Source organism: Marinobacter sediminum, from assembly GCF_023657445.1.
In the GTDB taxonomy this organism is placed as follows: Bacteria; Pseudomonadota; Gammaproteobacteria; order Pseudomonadales; family Oleiphilaceae; genus Marinobacter; species Marinobacter sediminum_A.
On record NZ_JAGTWY010000001.1, the window covers coordinates 1,931,974 to 1,948,890 of the forward strand.

At 50.9% G+C, this 16,917-nt stretch carries 13 protein-coding genes; all 13 read right to left on the reverse strand.

Annotation, left to right across the window (positions count from 1 at the left end):
- Positions 1-208: 208 nt before the first annotated feature.
- The 13 genes from wecA to KFJ24_RS09255 all read right to left on the reverse strand — a co-directional run bounded on the left by wecA (position 209) and on the right by KFJ24_RS09255 (position 16,888).
- The gene (wecA, locus tag KFJ24_RS09195; protein ID WP_250830775.1) at positions 209-1,276 is read right to left on the reverse strand and encodes a UDP-N-acetylglucosamine--undecaprenyl-phosphate N-acetylglucosaminephosphotransferase; all 1,068 of its coding nucleotides are present in this window, start codon (positions 1,274-1,276) and stop codon (positions 209-211) included.
- A 243-nt stretch (positions 1,277-1,519) separates the two neighbouring features.
- Entirely contained in the window at positions 1,520-2,782 is a 1,263-nt protein-coding gene (tviB, locus tag KFJ24_RS09200; protein ID WP_250830776.1) for a Vi polysaccharide biosynthesis UDP-N-acetylglucosamine C-6 dehydrogenase TviB, read from the reverse strand.
- A gap of 73 nt (positions 2,783-2,855) precedes the next feature.
- A complete protein-coding gene (locus KFJ24_RS09205) occupies positions 2,856-4,031 on the reverse strand; it encodes a glycosyltransferase family 4 protein (RefSeq protein WP_350455573.1) in 1,176 nt (391 codons plus the stop codon).
- A complete protein-coding gene (locus KFJ24_RS09210; RefSeq protein WP_250830777.1) occupies positions 4,025-5,524 on the reverse strand; it encodes a heparinase II/III family protein in 1,500 nt (499 codons plus the stop codon). The genes KFJ24_RS09205 and KFJ24_RS09210 overlap by 7 nt, the downstream gene beginning before the upstream one ends.
- A 164-nt stretch (positions 5,525-5,688) precedes the next feature.
- The gene (gene wecB / locus KFJ24_RS09215; RefSeq protein ID WP_250830778.1) at positions 5,689-6,783 is read right to left on the reverse strand and encodes a non-hydrolyzing UDP-N-acetylglucosamine 2-epimerase; all 1,095 of its coding nucleotides are present in this window, start codon (positions 6,781-6,783) and stop codon (positions 5,689-5,691) included.
- 66 nt (positions 6,784-6,849) lie between these two features.
- Complete coding sequence (locus tag KFJ24_RS09220; protein ID WP_250830779.1) at positions 6,850-8,979, reverse strand: bi-domain-containing oxidoreductase; 2,130 nt, start codon at positions 8,977-8,979, stop codon at positions 6,850-6,852.
- A 2-nt stretch (positions 8,980-8,981) separates the two neighbouring features.
- On the reverse strand, positions 8,982-9,503 hold the full coding sequence (locus KFJ24_RS18295; RefSeq protein ID WP_434968007.1) for an acyltransferase: 522 nt from the start codon (positions 9,501-9,503) through the stop codon (positions 8,982-8,984).
- A complete protein-coding gene (locus KFJ24_RS09230; protein ID WP_250830780.1) occupies positions 9,500-10,618 on the reverse strand; it encodes a glycosyltransferase in 1,119 nt (372 codons plus the stop codon). Before KFJ24_RS09230 ends, KFJ24_RS18295 begins: the two co-directional genes overlap by 4 nt.
- A 10-nt stretch (positions 10,619-10,628) precedes the next feature.
- Positions 10,629-11,600, reverse strand: a complete 972-nt coding sequence (locus KFJ24_RS09235) for a hypothetical protein (protein WP_250830781.1) — start codon at positions 11,598-11,600, stop codon at positions 10,629-10,631.
- A 227-nt stretch (positions 11,601-11,827) separates the two neighbouring features.
- Entirely contained in the window at positions 11,828-13,018 is a 1,191-nt protein-coding gene (locus KFJ24_RS09240; protein ID WP_250830782.1) for a hypothetical protein, read from the reverse strand.
- 99 nt (positions 13,019-13,117) lie between these two features.
- Positions 13,118-15,331 carry a polysaccharide biosynthesis tyrosine autokinase gene (locus tag KFJ24_RS09245; RefSeq protein ID WP_250830783.1) on the reverse strand — a complete coding sequence of 738 codons (2,214 nt, stop codon included), beginning with the start codon at positions 15,329-15,331 and terminating at the stop codon, positions 13,118-13,120.
- 5 nt (positions 15,332-15,336) lie between these two features.
- A complete protein-coding gene (locus tag KFJ24_RS09250; RefSeq protein ID WP_250830784.1) occupies positions 15,337-15,780 on the reverse strand; it encodes a low molecular weight protein-tyrosine-phosphatase in 444 nt (147 codons plus the stop codon).
- A gap of 4 nt (positions 15,781-15,784) precedes the next feature.
- The gene (locus tag KFJ24_RS09255) at positions 15,785-16,888 is read right to left on the reverse strand and encodes a polysaccharide export protein (RefSeq protein ID WP_250830785.1); all 1,104 of its coding nucleotides are present in this window, start codon (positions 16,886-16,888) and stop codon (positions 15,785-15,787) included.
- Positions 16,889-16,917: the final 29 nt, after the last annotated feature.

Consider the following 16,917-nt stretch of genomic DNA (forward strand, 5'->3'; position numbering starts at 1 on the left):
CACACTCCTGAAGGCATAAGAGTGACCAGGGCCGCTGCGCCTTAACAAGAATTCTATGCAATGGAGTAAACCTCTGACAGAGGGCCAAGAATGCGCTGACAAGCAGCGTCGTCACCATAAGGATTATGAGCTCTACTCATTCGGGTTGAACCAGGGCACACATACTGTCAGTAAAGAAAAACTCCACTGTCATTAAGCGCTCAGCCGTTCAGGTTCGCCGAGCACCAAAGTGCTTCCGATACGAAATCAACAACCGCCATATATGGGTCAATGCCCAATCATAAAGGGCAAATACGCACATAAACGCCATGAACATTATCCATCCAGGGATGTGAAAGTATTCGCCGAGCAGCCCAATGGTAGCCAATAAAATTGCAATTGCCGTGATCATCACCAAGGCTTCACGATCCGAGAAGCCGGCACGCATGAAAATATGATGAAGGTGGTCCCGATCCGGCTTCATCACCGACTGCCCTTTTCGCGCCCGACGAACCATGATGGCCACCATGTCCATTAACGGAATCGCAATTAGCCACAATGCGGTGACCGGTCGAAATGCCGCACCTTCCAGGTGTGTCCCCTGGACCAGCAACCAGACCAACGCAAACCCGATAAACATCGACCCTGCATCCCCCATGAAAATCCTGCGCTTGAAAGGATACAGCCGCAGGTTCGCCATGAGATAAGGAATCAACGCAAACGAAATAGCCAGGGAGAATGTCAGCTCCAGCGGGAAACCGCCGGATGTTGAGAAGAGAAAACATAAGGACAGTAAGGCCACGAGCGATAGACTGCCTGCAAGCCCATCGATCCCGTCAACCATGTTAAAGGCGTTGGTTGCCCCAATAATGGCCGCTATGGTGACAAAAGGCCCGAACAGACCAAGTTCAATGGCGCCAAGCCCGAACAGATTGCCAAAGGACTCGAGCGAGTTCCCGGAACCAAAAGCCAGCACGGCACCCAATACGACCTGTCCACCCAGACGGAACTTGGCCGGCAGTTCTCTGGCGTCGTCCACCGCACCCATGATTACCAGCAACGAGGCACAAAACAGGAACACACCGTAGCCCTCGGCTAAAGGCATTTCCAGAAGCCAGGCAACGCCAAGCCCCAAGAAGACACTCAGGCCACCCACCAATGGCACCGCCCCACTATGGGCCTTGCGGTCATCCGGCCGATCCAGCAGATCAACCTGAACCGCGAACGGCCTTAAAGCCATCAGGAACAAAAACGCGATAAAACCCGAGATAAGACCGGTAACGCCAGCCGCTTCCATGCAAATGCCTCACTTAAAGGTGAATCAGGTTCGATACAGAGAGCCGTTCATATGATCCGGAACTAAGCATATAAGAAATTCAAGATAGGATTCTAATCATACCGCAGCTAAGAAAGGAATCGTGGAAAGTCGCACAGAATTTCATAATCACTGACACGACAACCTCTAAGCCGGCAGGCAGTCAAGGTACGCCTGGACCACGCGCTCTTCACCAAACTGCGCCTCCAGGCTTACCCGATTGATTTAAAGTCGCAGATCCGCCCCACCCAACGGAAACACGCCTTTGAGGTCATAGAGAACACCGCCACCCTTCAGGTAACCTCTGGGGCCAGCGGCACCCACTGCCACATACTCCTTGTGCGGAACCGTGACGATCACCGCATCGTAAGCACCCTGCGCAGGCTCCTCCACCAGGGTGACGCCATACTCATGCTCAGCCTCGACGTTGTCGGCCCAGCAGTCGGTGACCTCCACCTCACAGCCAAACTCCCGCAATTCCTTCACCACATCAATCACACGGGTGTTACGCAGATCCGGACAGTTTTCCTTGAAGGTGAAGCCCATCATCAGCACCCGGGCATTGGCGATGGTCTGGCCGGACTTGATCATGGCTTTTACCAGTTCGGCGGCGACATAGGACCCCATACCGTCATTCACCCGGCGGCCGGCGAGGATGATTTCGGGATGGTAGCCAATGGCCTGGGCCTTGTGCGTCAGGTAATAGGGATCCACACCGATACAATGCCCGCCCACCAGGCCCGGCTTGAATGGCAGGAAGTTCCACTTGGTTCCGGCAGCCGCCAGTACCTCATGGGTATCAATACCCAGCCGGGTGAAAATCATTGAGAGCTCGTTCATCAGGGCAATATTCAGATCGCGCTGGGTGTTTTCGATCACCTTGGCCGCTTCCGCCACTTTAATGGAACTCGCCTTGTGGGTACCGGCGGTAATGATATCGGCATAGAGCGCGTCAACTTCCTCGGCAACGGCCGGCGTGGAGCCCGCGGTCACCTTCTGGATGGTGGTTACCCGATGCTCCTTGTCCCCGGGATTGATCCTCTCCGGGCTATAGCCGGCATAGAAGTCGGTATTGAACGTCAGGCCCGACACCCGCTCCAACACCGGCACACAAACTTCCTCGGTGGCACCGGGATAAACAGTGGATTCGTAAATCACGATATCCCCGGTCTTGAGCACCCGGCCCAGGCTCTCACTGGCCTTCACCAGCGGGGTCAGGTCCGGCGTTTTGAACTCGTCAATCGGTGTGGGCACTGTCACGATATAGACCGAACAGTCGGCAATATCATCCAGAGAACTCGCGAAAGACAACTGATTCGCCGCCGCCAGCTCGTCGGACGACACTTCACGGGTAAAGTCCACGCCGTCTCTCAGCTCGGCAATGCGCTTGCCGTTAATATCAAAACCTACAACCGCCCGCTTCTCGCCAAACGCCACGGCCAAAGGAAGCCCGACATAGCCCAAACCAACTACTGCAATTTTCTTCATACAATCCTTCTAATAACACATTATAAGAGGACAAAGAGGCCAAGCATCCAAGTACTTGCACCACCAATAGAACCTACCCTGCTGTCCGTATAATTTCGGCCGCCATACGCTCAATAATCCGGCTGCGGGAAAACCGTTCCGTAAACTCTTTTCGTGGTGCCACCTTCATTTCAAGCTCCTGAAAAGACTCTGCCGCAGCGTCGACATCACAAGGCGAAAACACGGCCGCGTTATCCAGATTTTCCCGTATGAAATCGGCGGAAAATCCGCCAACGCCAGCCCATACCGGTTTGCCAAGCGCACCGTATTCAAAGATTTTGGAAGGCAGCACTTTCTTGAATGCGTCGAAGTCATTCAAATGCAGAAAAAGAATATCGGCGTTAGCGTACACATTAACCAGCTCGTGCCTTGGTACCGGATCATCCAGAGTCACGTTCGTGCAGCCCTGCGCCTTGAGGTTGTCTTTCAACTGCTGCAACCGGCCACCACCACCAATCAGCCGAAACGTCAGTTTTCCCTCAAAGCGCTTTGCCAGGGGTGGAATGATATGGTGCAACCCCTGACCTTCGCCCATATTGCCGGCATACAGCACCTCCGGCACAGGCTTGTTCAGCATGCTTTGGTCAGATGGCGCCGCATCCAGAAATTCCTGATCAATGCCATTGGTAAAGCCGGACAGCTCAATCCCGGGAAAGTGCTTCTGGAAATACGGCACAAAGCCACCGGAAACAACGTTCACCCGGCTCGCCCTGCGCACCGCCCACTTCTCCATTTGGGAAAACACCGGCATAGCAAACGTGGTAATCGTGGCGGGCAAAACATCTTTTATGGTGTCTACGAAGATGTCGCGAATATCCAGATAAAATGGAATGTTTTTGCGCCAGGAGACCCAACCGCCGAGGACAGACATCATCAAGCGTGAAGAACTGGCGTACACCAGATCGTAGTCCTCTCCAGCTGTCATCTTCATTACCTGGCGTGCGTAACTCGCAAACGAGCGCGACTGATCCACCATGCCACTTTGATGACCAGGCAAAGCCACCCGCCGGATACGAATGTTACCCCACCGCTCGTCCTCAGGCGCGCTGGCGGCAAAGGACGCATAGCGGTTCGGCAAGGTGGTAATAACATCCACCTGACTCCCCTCCGGCAACTGCTTCGCCAGCTCCTTCACCAACGCACTGTTCTTGAACGAACCGGCTGAAAGATCCGGTTCAAAATAAAAACACAGGCAGAGAATTCTCAACATTGACTCCATTCAAGCTTGGTTAAAACACGGCTACCGTTAAAACTCACCGCAATACACTGGTTCGGCTCAGCAACCCCAAACCGGGGATGCCAGGTGGAATTTTCAACTTCAATACTTGCCGCTCCCTCAAAGCTCACCCTAGCCCGCTGGCTGCCGGGCAACTGCAGAGCCAGGGCACTCTGGCCGACCTTTTCAACCCTCACCGAGGGATGGCAATAGAAACGACATACCGCCACTTCAAACCGGCCCTCCAGGGTATCCTCGATTTCCAACCGATTTTCATTGAGCGCAATGGCACGACATACAGACACCGGACTGGCCAGGCGATGATAGCCGTCATGGCAGGCCCTGGACTCCAAACAGCCTCCGGAATCATCGACTTTAACCTTCCCCGGATACGCCCTTCGGGCCACGCGAAATCCACTCCATACCTCAGAGGAATCCGTTCCATTTACCTCGACGGTATTGTGGGCTGCCGTACTGCGCTGACGGAGCCGCTCTTGGCCGAGCCCGTACTCTGACGTGCCCGAGTTAACAAACAGCCTTTGCCCGAACAGACTCAACTCCAGACTTAAAGTATCGGCATGGGCATGCCCGGGAAGGTAATCCGGGCCCACAGGTGCGGCATCAAAAAACAGACAGGCCTCCCGATTGGCCATCCGGATATAACCGCTCTGAATGAGGTGCGTCAGCTCCCCGAAGACAGTGTCAGTTTCAAATCCCAAACGCCGGGCATAAGCCATTAAGGACTCACAACCGGGCGCGATGCCTTCGGCCGCATCGTTGAAGAAGGAGATCCCGCCATCCGGGTGCCGCACCGCATTCAGCCAGCCAATCATGGCCTGAATGCGGGCTGGCCAGTCGCTCAGAAACCGCCCCAGTTCGGTACGCAAACGTTCATCCTGAAGATCACCCGCAGGCTCAAGGCTGCGCAGCAGGTTCATCAGATCCAGCATGTCTTCCAATGCCAGAGCGTGGTACATCGTGCTGCGCTCAAAGTGACCGCCATCGGGTAAAATCTGCTCAGACACCTCGCGCTCAAGAATCCGGAACCCGGTTCTCAGCCACCGCTCGGCTTCAGGGCCGGTGAAAAAAGCGCCTGCAAACACCAACGCCTTGGCGTTCGCAAACAGATGATTGCCCAGCAGGTGAATTTCCAACCGCCGGGATAACCAACGGGCCTGTACCGCCAGGCTCTCTCTACATTCATCCGGTAACGAATGCCCCGCAAGCGCCCACTTCACCCAGTTCACGATGCGAAGTGACGTTGGGTAGGGTTCCCAACCACTGCCATCTGCAGGCGGGTTATCAAGCACCCAACGCTGCAGGAGGTGGCGGTGCCAATCGGCACGATCACCCGCACCCTTAGCATTCAAATCATCAAAGTAATGCTGGTTGTAACGCCAAAGCTTGCTCCGGACATCCCCGTCCCAGCCGATGTCCTCGAGTTCCCCTTCCTCCCCCAGGAAGCGGAAATGCGTTGGCCCCAGCATGCTGGGTTCCCGGTAAGCGGGCAGCTGCCATTCGCTTCCAACAGCACGAACCAAAGGGGCTGGATCCAGGCAGGGTTTGGGGTTGTATAACCGAACCCAAAGGCGGCCATAAAACTGAACCGGCCTCAGATAACGGAGCGTGTGCCAATACCTAAGGAACCTGTTCACCGGCAAAGCAACTGCTCCAGTGCCTCAACAATGCGCTCACTGGTTTTGCCATCCCACAGCGGCGGAATACCGCCCTGTTTCCAGTTTCCGGCAAATAACCGATCCAACGCAGGCCGCAGCGCCGCCGGGTTGGTTCCCACCAACTCATTGGTGCCCATTTCCACCGTTTCCGGTCGCTCCGTGTTGTCACGCAGAGTCACGCAGGGCACGCCCATTACGGTTGTCTCCTCGGTAATACCGCCGGAATCCGTAATTACTGCCTTGGCGTTTTTCACCAGGTAGTTGAACTGCAGGTAAGGCTGAGGGTCCACAAACACCAGGTTTTCCGGCAGATCGATGACATCCCGAAGGGTTTTAGCCGTACGTGGATGCACCGGAAACACCACGGGTAAACCCCGAGTACTCTCACCAATGGCCTGCAACATTTCAGCGAAAGCGCCAGAGGCATCGACATTGGCCGGGCGGTGCAAGGTGACGACAAAATACTGACCCGGCTCCAGCCGCGTTTCCTCCCAGAAATCCGGCGGGCTGAAACGCGGCATGTTCGCCAGCAAGGTATCAATCATGGTGTTGCCCACGAAGAAGATCCGGTCTTCCGCAACCCCGCCTTTTTTCAGGTTAGCTCCCGCCCACTCACTGGTGGTAAAGAACCAGTTGGTAATACTGTCGGTGACCATGCGGTTGACCTCCTCCGGCATGGTCCAGTCTCCGGAGCGAATACCGGCTTCCACGTGCGCCACAGGGATATTCAGCTTTTGCGCCGCAATGGCACAGGCCATGGTGGACGTCACATCGCCCACCACCAGGCAAAGCGCGCTGGGGCTTTCCATCAGCAGCTTTTCATAGCTCACCATGATGCCCGCGGCTTGCTCAGCCTGGGTGCCACCACCAATCTCCAGGTTTACCTCGGGCTTGGGAATACCAAGTTGCTCAAAGAACGCCCCGGACATCTGCGCATCATAATGCTGCCCGGTATGCACCAGGCGATAGCGCAAAGCATCACCTTCCGAAGCCCGGTCCTCCAAAGCTTTGATGATTGGAGCAATTTTCATGAAATTCGGGCGTGCGCCCGCAATGATGTCGATCAGCATAAGAAGACACATCCAGGTGAAATCAGAAAAGCGGGTGGCCGGGGCCCCGGCCACCGAAGAGAAAGATCAGTTGCGCAGTTGCTCAGCCACTTCCAGAGTCACCCGAGATACCTCAAAAATCTCATCCCGGGAAATCGGTGCTGCACCGCCCTGTTTGATTGCACTTATAAAGGCCGAGGCACAGGCGTTCTGACCTTTATCCTGCCGCCACAGCCGGCTGTCCTTGGCACCGGGCCAGCCAAACGCTTTCAGCTTACGGAAGTTATCCAGCTGCAACACCCGGCCAGCACAGAACACCTCCAGGCGCTCCTTCGGAAAGCCCTTGTCGCCGTTAGCCAGGTAATGCACGGTGCCGATAGAGCCATCCGCAAAGCTAAGCGTGATGGTCGCCTTGTCGTCCCGCACCTCGAGGGTCGGGTGCCGACCCAGGGCTACGCTGTGATGGCTTACAATAGGCGCACCCACCAAGTGGCGCAGGAGATCAATAAAGTGACAGCCCTCACCCACAATACGGCCACCGCCCACTTCCGGGTCCTGAGTCCAGTGGTCGGTGGGGATGTCACCGGCATTCACCGTCATCACCAGGTTCTTGGGCTCTGCAACGGTATCCAGCAGAGATTTCATGGTGATAACTTGAGGCGCAAATCGCCGGTTGAAACCAATCATCAGCAACTGGTCCGGGCGCTGGTCGGCTTCGGCTTTTATAGCCTTCAGTTCATCCTGGGTGAGGCACAAAGGCTTTTCACAGAACACATGCTTGCCAGCCTGCAAGGCATCAATCACCTGCCGGGCATGGGCATTGTGGCGGGTGGCAATGACCACGGTATTCACCGCCTCATCCGCCAACATGGCGGCGCCGTCTGTTGAGGCATTGCGGAATCCGTGTTTCTTGCCATAGTGCACGGAGCTGACACCACCGCCGCTTACCACCGTTTGCAAATCGGCTCCGGCTGCCTTGAAGGCTGGAATCAAAACCCGCCCCGCGTAATTCCCGGCACCAAGAAAACCAACCCCGGCTGCACCACTGGCAACGACAGGCGTTTCCCTGGCGGGCGCCAGCTCCACAACCCTTGGGCCAACACCTTCCGCTTCCGGATACTTCAGCAAGATGCCGAGAGAGGATTCACCGGATGACAGCAGATCATAGGCCGACACCGCGTCGACTAAATCAAACCGGTGGCTGATGAGCGGCTCCAGGTCCAGCTGACCAGAGGCCATCAGGTCCAACACCGCCTCAAAGTTGCGCTGCTCTGTCCAGCGCACAAAGCCCACAGGATAGTCCTGACCGCCTTCTTCATAGGCGGGATCATACCGCCCAGGCCCGTAGGAGCAGCTGACCTGAAAGCTCAGTTCCTTCTCGTAGAAATCCGCACGGGACAACTCCAGACCGGTCACACCCACCAGCACAATCCGGCCACGCTGGCGGCACATATTCGCAGCCTGGCTGACAGGCTCATTACTCTTGGTAGAGGCGGTAATGATTACCGCATCCACGCCCCGGCCACGGGAAAACGCGGTAGCAGCAGAAAGAACATCTTCGCCCGCACCGGGGTTTACCACCTCGGCACCGAAGCGTTTGGCCATTTCCAGCCGGGCTGGATCAAAATCAATACCCAACACACGGCAGCCCTGCGCCCGCAGCATCTGAACGGTCAGCAAACCGATCAACCCCAGGCCGGTAACCACAACACATTCGCCCAAGGTGGGATTCACCAACCGGATGCCCTGCAAACCAATGGCCCCAAGCACAGTAAAACTGGCATGCTCATCAGACACCGAGTCCGGAATACGCGCACACAAGTTTTTAGGCACATTCACCACCTGAGCGTGGTTGCCATTGCTAACTACCCGATCGCCCACCGCAAAACCATCAACGCCAGCCCCCACTTCCGCCACTCTCCCCACATTGCAGTAGCCAAGTGCCAGTGGCTGATCCAGTTTGCTCTGCACCGCGTCAAGCGTTGTGGCCAGGCCGTCAGTGCGAACCTTGTCCAACACCATGCGCACCTTGTCCGGTTGCTGTCGCGCCTTGTTGATCCAGTTAGCCTTGCCGAAATCTACCAGCATCCGCTCGGTTCCGGCACTAACTAAGGTTTGTTGACTCGAAATTAACAAATAGCCAGGTTTGCTTTTTGGGGAAGGCACATCTGTCAATGTGGTGTCGCCATTGGCAAGGTTTTGTAAAATTTGTCTCATAATCAGTCACGATCTTTAAGTTTTTTCGCCGGAATGCCACCGACAATTGTATAAGGTTCAATATCTTTATTAACGACGCTTCCGGCAGCTACAACAGCCCCTTCGCCAATCGTTACTCCCGGCAAAATAACGCAGTTAGCTCCAATCCACACATCACGACCGATCGTAACCTTTGCCTTATCATGTCCGGAACCGAAAATCCTACCCCTATTTTTAGGGATTTTATGGTTCGCGGAAATAATTTGAGCACGATAGCCTATCAATGACCTTGCTCCAATTTCCACTCCGCCGGACGATGTTATTAATACCCCTAGGGCTATATCTACATCATCCTCTAAAACTAGCTTCCGGCCCGGTGCAATCCAAATGCCAGGATAAAAAACAACTCGCCTACCTACTATTGATCCGTTAAGTCTTAAAAAAAAGGCCTTTACCTTATTCAGGAACTTATACCGAGGCAAACAAAATAAAAAAAATTGCAAAGCCTCATAGGAAACAACCAAAAAACTGCGCATATTTATCATTTTAGCAAACCAAATATCATCTCAAATTTTTCATTGATTGTCGGCAGCCTAGACAACTGTACTTTTCCCTCTTCTACCAGATTCTGCTGTGAACTCTTATCATCAATTAACAATTTAATACCCTCAGCCGCACCTTCAGCATCATGGGGCTCGATATACACTGCAGAACCTTTGCAAATATTTCTAGAAAAATCCCTGTCACTGCATATTAAGGGAATACCCGCCTTCCATGCTTCCATGTAGTTATTACTAAAACTTTCGAGGTCGCTCACATTCATTAAGAAATCCGCAGAGGCATAAATTTCATTTATTTTTTCCGGATGAATGGAACCGACAAAACGGAATTTATCACGATTAAATTTTAAATCAACTCCCATCAACTCCAAGCAATCATCAAACGCTTCTTCCGAAACCGATAAAATAAAGCAATAATCTACTACCCCAATTTTTTCCAAAGAATTACTTATACTGGGAAGTCGCCATAAATTTTTATGCGGATCAGTCCCTCCAAGAAGCAGAATACGATTCTCTTCACCTTTATTTTCATAACCCACATCACTTACGAAACTTGAAGGGGAAGGAGGAATAGTTGTCAACCTGGAGAAGGCTAAATCTAAGAACTTGTGAAGTCTATAACGCATCACCTCAGTTTCTACGATGACCGTATCGGCTTTTTTTATGCGATTGCGTCTAAAATCATTAACTAACTTCTTTTTAAATTTTTTAAAGAAGGGCAAATAGTCCCAATATGAGCTATCTGGATAACAAATTATAGGGTAAGCAACAGAAACGACTTTACGAACATTTTTAAGATCACCAAGACCTGACCCGAAAAAGGTATATGCTATATCGATATTGTTCGTGCGCAAAAATTTATCCAACGTAAAGACCTCAAACATTTTTCTTTTTATGTAGGAGTCTGGATAAGTTAAAACACCGTCACAAACAAACTCATAGTATTTATCATCAGAGAGAGGGCCTTTTTCCGGTCGTAGCACATAAACAGACTCTAAATTTTTTTTTACTTCTTTAGACTCAAGATATTTAAGGAAGTTAATGGCTAACTGAAGCCCACCTCCCGTTTTAATAGAACCAACATCAAGCAACAAATTCATTTAACACCCATTAATTAACTATTTTGACTTTTTTGCGAGGCGACAACTTACATAAAGCATAATAGAAAACGGCAGAATACAGATAGGATTTCAGAAAGAAGCCAAAGTCGGATCTTTGCCCAGCAATAAAAAAGATTGCTAACAGGACCGCATTACCGAACATTAAATTATTAGGGGAATTTTGGCCTCGAACTGTAACTCTGCAGACGATATAAAATATAACGAGGTATAAAATGTAGCCAAAGTATGAAAAACTCCAATAGAAGTCGGCCAGCATCATAAAGTCATACCCCATATTAACGTTCGTATTAAATAAATCGTTAAATAGATATGACGACCTCAAATAAAACTCATCGCTACCTAACAAATAAAAAACAAAGCTAGGAACGAAAACGCCCCAAATATAATTCAAAAATGGCTCACCAAAAAGGTAACCGGTATCCTCAGCAACAATTTGTTTCACTTCGGCTAAAATGTGCCCAATACCCAGCCCTCCAAACGTTCCTTGCAAGAGCATAAAACCAATATATTCAAATTTATCCGTTCCTAGCGCTCTAAAAACATAAGCTCCGAGCAAGGAAGACAACATTAAAACAATGAAAATATTTTTCTTTGTTATAAACTTTAAGCCAACTCTTCCGATAGCACCATATCTATAAATGACAAATACAAAAAGAATAGCATAATAAAAAAGCATCCTTCTATCTCCCAATGAAATTGACTTCAAAATAACAGAAGTTAAAAGGACGCCCAACACAAAATTGCTGAGCCGCTTTTTATCATACGAAACCATGTAAAATAAAGTTAGGGGCAAAGAAAGTACAGAAATTCTAGAAAGAGCATCTGCTAAGCTCCTATCAAATTGTCCTACCCCCCTGTCATAATTAGAAAACCCCCAATTAACCGAAATTAGATTTATTATTGCATAAGAAATTAATACGGCAGATAATAAGTAATAAAACCGTCCATATTTAAATCTCACTACAAATTCCTGTGAATGTCCGTACGGCTTGCACCTATAATTAGAAATGTAAATAAAAGAGCAAACCAAAAAAACTATAGAGCTTTCTATAACCGAGTTCCATTCGAACCCTGTTTTGCCAAACAAACCTCCGAAATAAATTAATCCATTACTTTCACTATACAACTCGACAATATAAGATCCAAAAAAATTACAGAACAATGCAATTATCAATAATAGGCTGGCCTTCACCTAAACCTCCTGTGCATACCAACCGTGGTTGTCAGAACATATGCACATATCATCGAACCAGCAACCTCAACAGCTTTGGCCTCTACCCCGTGAGACAACATCAAATATGAAATCGAAAGGTATAATGTTGAGAAAATAAAAACCAAATAAATTGCATTATTATATTTCTTTTTAGCTATACAAATATTTACTTTAACCTGGTAAAAAACTGAAGTTAAACCAGCAACTACAAAATATTTTATCGACTCAGATAGCATCCCACTATATCCTTTGTACAAACCTTCGATCTCAACAGACAACAAAAAAACTGTGCCTGCTAATAAAGCCGCCCCAATGTAAGAGCCATAACCATACAGCCAATAGAATGCTGCATTTCTCTCGGCTAAAAACTTCATAGATAAGGTGGACACCATCGACGGCAATATAACCACAACCGTTAACCATTGATAGCCGAGATTAAATATGGCCATTTCCAGGCCTCGATGATCAAAGTGATTTAACAATGAAATTGCCGCAAAATGGATGGGGGCACCCAGCGATGTTATTATTATTAACTTAACTAATACCGCACCATCTGCCTGCTTTAAGTTCCCATCGACCTTCCTTGAATTAAAGTCAGCACGTTTCGATATAAACCAGAAAACTATCGGAAACAAAGAAATCGTTATAAATGGGAATATAATATAAAGAATGAAGGTGTAATCTAATTTTTTTCCACTTTCTAATGCAAATAACACCAAGATGAACACTAAAAAAACGAGCGTAGATACTATAGAGGCGAAGTTGCTAACCCATGCAACGCCACGGCCAATTAAGATAGAATTTAGCCCACCACAAAAAACCAAAATGTAACAAATGAAGCCAGAAACAAGTGAATATTTTAAGCTTCCATCAATAAAAAAATAATATGAAAAACAACTAATCAAGAATGCAAATACGGCTAAGAAAACCGAGAGCCAAAAAACTTCTTTAACTCTCGCACCGTTAACCGAAACGAAATGATTGAGAGACGCTATAAGAGGTGTGGCTAAAAGCGCTGATGTTAAATAAACACCTGAGACCACGGAAAAATCAACAGGCTCTAAATATATAGATGAAAAATAGTTCGACAGGAAAACCGAAAGCCGTGCCAACAATAAAGGGATAATACCAAAGGCTAAATACTTTAAAACACTTCCTAACGACATTGACTTAGTCCAAATCCTTTAGAATCCTCTACAAACCTGCATTCGATTCATACTCCCTATATTATTGTCCCTTTTTATTAATAAAGTGCTCCGTTGCTCTCAAGGCTTTTCGACTTCGTATCTGTAATTGTAGTAACCGTAGGTCGAGGATTTTTTGACAACGGCATTAAAAACAACACCCTTTACATCAATGCCATTTTGCTCAAACCGACGTTTGGTAACCTCTATCTCTTTCAGCGGATTCACCCCAAACCGGGTAACCAGCATTGTGGTACCTGCATGCTTCCCCACCACTGCGGCATCCGTCACGGCTAGGATAGGCGGCGTGTCTACAATTACGAGGTCATATTGTGGGGAAATTGCGGCCAGAAACTCATCGAATCGTCGGCTCATCAACAATTCAGATGGGTTTGGAGGAATTGTTCCGCGGGAGATGAAATCCAAGTTCTTCAGATCCGAATGCAGAACAACCTCATCCATGGTTGCCTTGCCGGCAAGAAAGTCAGACAGTCCTTGCTCCTTCCGCACTCTGAAAAAGTCATGGGAGAAGCCCCGGCGCATATCGCCATCAACCAGCAGCACTCGCTGATCCGCAATGGCGGTTACCGCGGCGAGATTGGCGGACACGAAGCTTTTACCCACCTCAGGGCTCGGGCCGGAGATCATGAGAACGTTGTTTTTGGCGTTCATCATGCCGAAGTAAAGACTGGTTCGGAGGCTTCGCAAGGATTCAACAGCCAGGTCAGCCGGATTGACGACAGCAAGCAGGCCAGGGGCTCTATCACGATGTCGGCCCCGGACCTTATTCATTGTCTTGGCCAGTTGAGACTGATTTTCAGACAGCGGAATGCTCGCATAGACCGGCAAGCCAATTTTCTCAATGTCTTCCGGATTTTCCACGCCGCGGTTCAAGGCTGATCTGAGCATGACTATACCTACGCCGACCATTCCCCCCAACACCACCGCTACCATTGCGATCATCGAGCGCTTTGGTTTTACCGGCTCAGCATTGTTGACTGCCGACTCATCCACGAGTCTTACATTGCCAATGGTACCAGCCCGGGCGATGTCCAGCTGCTGAATGTTCGATAGCATTTGCAGATATATTTTGTTGCCTACCTCTACATCCCGGCGCAGCCGGACCAGTCTCTGCTGGGTCTCAGGAAGGCCGCTGAGCCTCTGATTCAGTTCAGCCCGGCGCTGCTTGAGCTCGGCCATCTGGGAGGCCCAAGCCTTGTAACGGGGATGTGTGGGTTGGAAGCGTTGGTCAATTTCGGCGCGCTGGAACTCGAGCTCGGAGATGCGGGTTTCGAACGCCACGATTTGCTCTAAGAGTGCAGTTCCCTCGGCGGTAATATCGATGGTTTCTTCTTCCACCTGGTATTGGTTCAGCTTTTGCTCAGCAGCTTCCAGTTCCTTCCTTACTTCAGGTAGGGAATTGCGGAGAAATTCGAGGGATTTGGCCGCCTCGGCACTGGCACGTTCTACGTTTTGACGGACGTAGTTTTGGCTTACCTCTGCCAACACGTGTTCGGCCACAGCAGGGTTGGTGTTTTCGTACGCCAACTCGATAACACCGGACCCTCTGCCCTTCTCGGAGGCAGAAACCTCTTTTTGTAGATCCATGGTAGCCGCATACTGACTTCGCTTGGACACATTGAAACGGGTGCCGGGGTGGGCCACAAGTTCCGTGACCATCAACCCAAAGCCGTTGACCTCTGCTGGAGTGTTTGTTTGGCCTTCCAACACCAATTCTTCATCTCCGTTATACAGACGCCAGTTATTCTTATCACCAGCCTCCAATAGGAAAGTGCCATGCTCACCCGGGACCTCCATGCGGGTAATCGTGAGTTTTTCTCCACCCCAGGCGTAGCCTTCACCCCACATAGGCTCGGCTAACTCGCCTTCACCACCGTTGTATCGCCGCGCAATGGTGGCGCCAATCAGCGGGAAATAATCAGGCCTTACGGTAATTTCTAGGTTCAGGTTTTCTACCACGCCGCCCAGTACACGACGACTTTTGATCAGCTGAATCTCTGTTTCAGCGTTGGAGGGTGTTTCCAGCAACCCTCCAAGTTCTTCCATGCCCGGGAGGCCACCCTGTTTTTCTTCTACCTGGATAAGCGCGTTGGCCCGGTACACCGACGGCTGAACCAAGGCGTAGAACACGCCGATGGCGGTGAACACCAACGTTACGGCGGCAATCAGCCATTTGCCATCCCAGAGAGGGCCAAGCAGGCCGAGCAGGTCGATTTCGTCATCCTGCGGGGCGTTCGTCTGATAGCTCAGGTTGGTTGCGGTGGTGTCGGTCATGTAGTTCAGTTACCCAGGTGTTTGAGCCAACTTTCGATGGCTTGGTCTATCAGTTTGAAGGCGTGTTCGAAGGCCGGGCGCTGTTGGCGGTAGGGGTCTGGCACCGGCTGGTCATTTTGCCATTTGCCCAGCAGGAAGGCGCGGCCGCGGATTTGCGGGGCGATTTCGTGTAGGCGCTTGAGATGGCTCTCTTCCATGACCAGGATCAGGTCTGCATCCACCAGCATTTCTTGGGTGACTTGCTGAGCCCGATGGGCGATGGCATCTATGCCCTGCTCTTTCAGCAATTCAAGAGCGGTGTCGTCTGCCGCTTCATCTACCAGTGCGCCTATGCCAGCAGAGTATACCTCTTTGCCGCCATTTTCAGGCAGCCGCGCCCGCAGCAGGTATTCTGCCATGGGGCTGCGGCAGATGTTGCCTATACATACAATGAGAATGTTGTTGAACATCGAATCAGTTGCTGTTAGTTATTTCGTTTTCAGACAAGGTTACGAAATAGACTGCTTGCGCTGTTGGTAGTATCTGTGCGATCAGGCGATTCCATCGGGCGACAGGCGCAGCCGTTACGTAAACAATATCCCGCGGCTGCAACTGAAACTGGTCCGCGAGGACGAGTGCCGTGGCGTTGCGGGCATAAAGCTGAAACACCTCGGCAACCTTGCCGCTTTCTTCCGGCGCTTTGCGGATCACGAACACTCCGTTGGCGTTGGCAATGGCCTGGTTGAAGCCCCCGGAATCAGCCAGCGCCTCGGCAAGCGTGATGTCGGAACGGCCAATGTTCAGGCTCGTGGGCTTGTTGACCTCACCCAGGACAAAGACCTTGGCCGCATCGTTGCTGGCTATGTGAATAATGTCATTGGGGCGCAGCAACACGTTCTCACGGGTGTCGCCCTGGCGGTATAGCTCCCGGAGCGAGTAGCGAGTGGTTTCGCCGTTTCGCGTCAGGGTGACACTGGTCCAGTCGGCGATTTCGGTCAGCCCGCCGGCATTACTGACGGCTTCCAGGAGCGTGAGCGGCACATTGGTGATGGGCTGGGTACCCGGCTTTTTCACTTCGCCGGTCAGATAGACCCGCTTGGAGCGGAAGGAGGCCACTGTGACGTCCACCTGCGGTGATTCGATGTACTCCGCCAGTTTTTCTCTCAGAATGGCCCGGATTTCCGTGACCCTGAGCCCGGCGACCTCAACCTCACCGACATACGGATAAAAAATGGTGCCGTCGCTGTGCACCCAGTTACCTGCCTCGGAAGGACTGCGGTCGGAGCCGGCCGGGATGGTCAGCTCGGGGTGATCCCAAACGGTTATGTTAAGAATATCGCCACGATTGACTTCGTAATCGTAGCCTCGGATCTCGAGTTCGAGCTCTTCATTCAGTTGCGGTTTCGGTTCAGGTTGAGATCGGTATTCCGCAATCAGGCTGGGGGTGATGGCATAGATATTAACCTGCTCTTCGATGTCAAAGTCTTCGGCATCGGCTTCAAGGGGAATGTAAGAGCCAGGTATAACCGAGCAGCCACTCAATGAGGCAATCAAAACTAATAAAAGGGTAAATTTCATCCGGTGTAAGTATCCGTTATCAAATCATT

Coding starts and splice junctions, on each gene's coding strand:
- wecA (WP_250830775.1), bottom strand. CDS start 1,276: ATGGAAGCGGCTGGCGTTACCGGTCTTATCTCGGGTTTTATCGCGTTT.
- tviB (WP_250830776.1), bottom strand. CDS start 2,782: ATGAAGAAAATTGCAGTAGTTGGTTTGGGCTATGTCGGGCTTCCTTTG.
- KFJ24_RS09205 (WP_350455573.1), bottom strand. CDS start 4,031: ATGTTGAGAATTCTCTGCCTGTGTTTTTATTTTGAACCGGATCTTTCA.
- KFJ24_RS09210 (WP_250830777.1), bottom strand. CDS start 5,524: ATGCTGGGGCCAACGCATTTCCGCTTCCTGGGGGAGGAAGGGGAACTC.
- wecB (WP_250830778.1), bottom strand. CDS start 6,783: ATGCTGATCGACATCATTGCGGGCGCACGCCCGAATTTCATGAAAATT.
- KFJ24_RS09220 (WP_250830779.1), bottom strand. CDS start 8,979: ATGAGACAAATTTTACAAAACCTTGCCAATGGCGACACCACATTGACA.
- KFJ24_RS18295 (WP_434968007.1), bottom strand. CDS start 9,503: ATGATAAATATGCGCAGTTTTTTGGTTGTTTCCTATGAGGCTTTGCAA.
- KFJ24_RS09230 (WP_250830780.1), bottom strand. CDS start 10,618: ATGAATTTGTTGCTTGATGTTGGTTCTATTAAAACGGGAGGTGGGCTT.
- KFJ24_RS09240 (WP_250830782.1), bottom strand. CDS start 13,018: ATGTCGTTAGGAAGTGTTTTAAAGTATTTAGCCTTTGGTATTATCCCT.
- KFJ24_RS09245 (WP_250830783.1), bottom strand. CDS start 15,331: ATGACCGACACCACCGCAACCAACCTGAGCTATCAGACGAACGCCCCG.
- KFJ24_RS09250 (WP_250830784.1), bottom strand. CDS start 15,780: ATGTTCAACAACATTCTCATTGTATGTATAGGCAACATCTGCCGCAGC.
- KFJ24_RS09255 (WP_250830785.1), bottom strand. CDS start 16,888: ATGAAATTTACCCTTTTATTAGTTTTGATTGCCTCATTGAGTGGCTGC.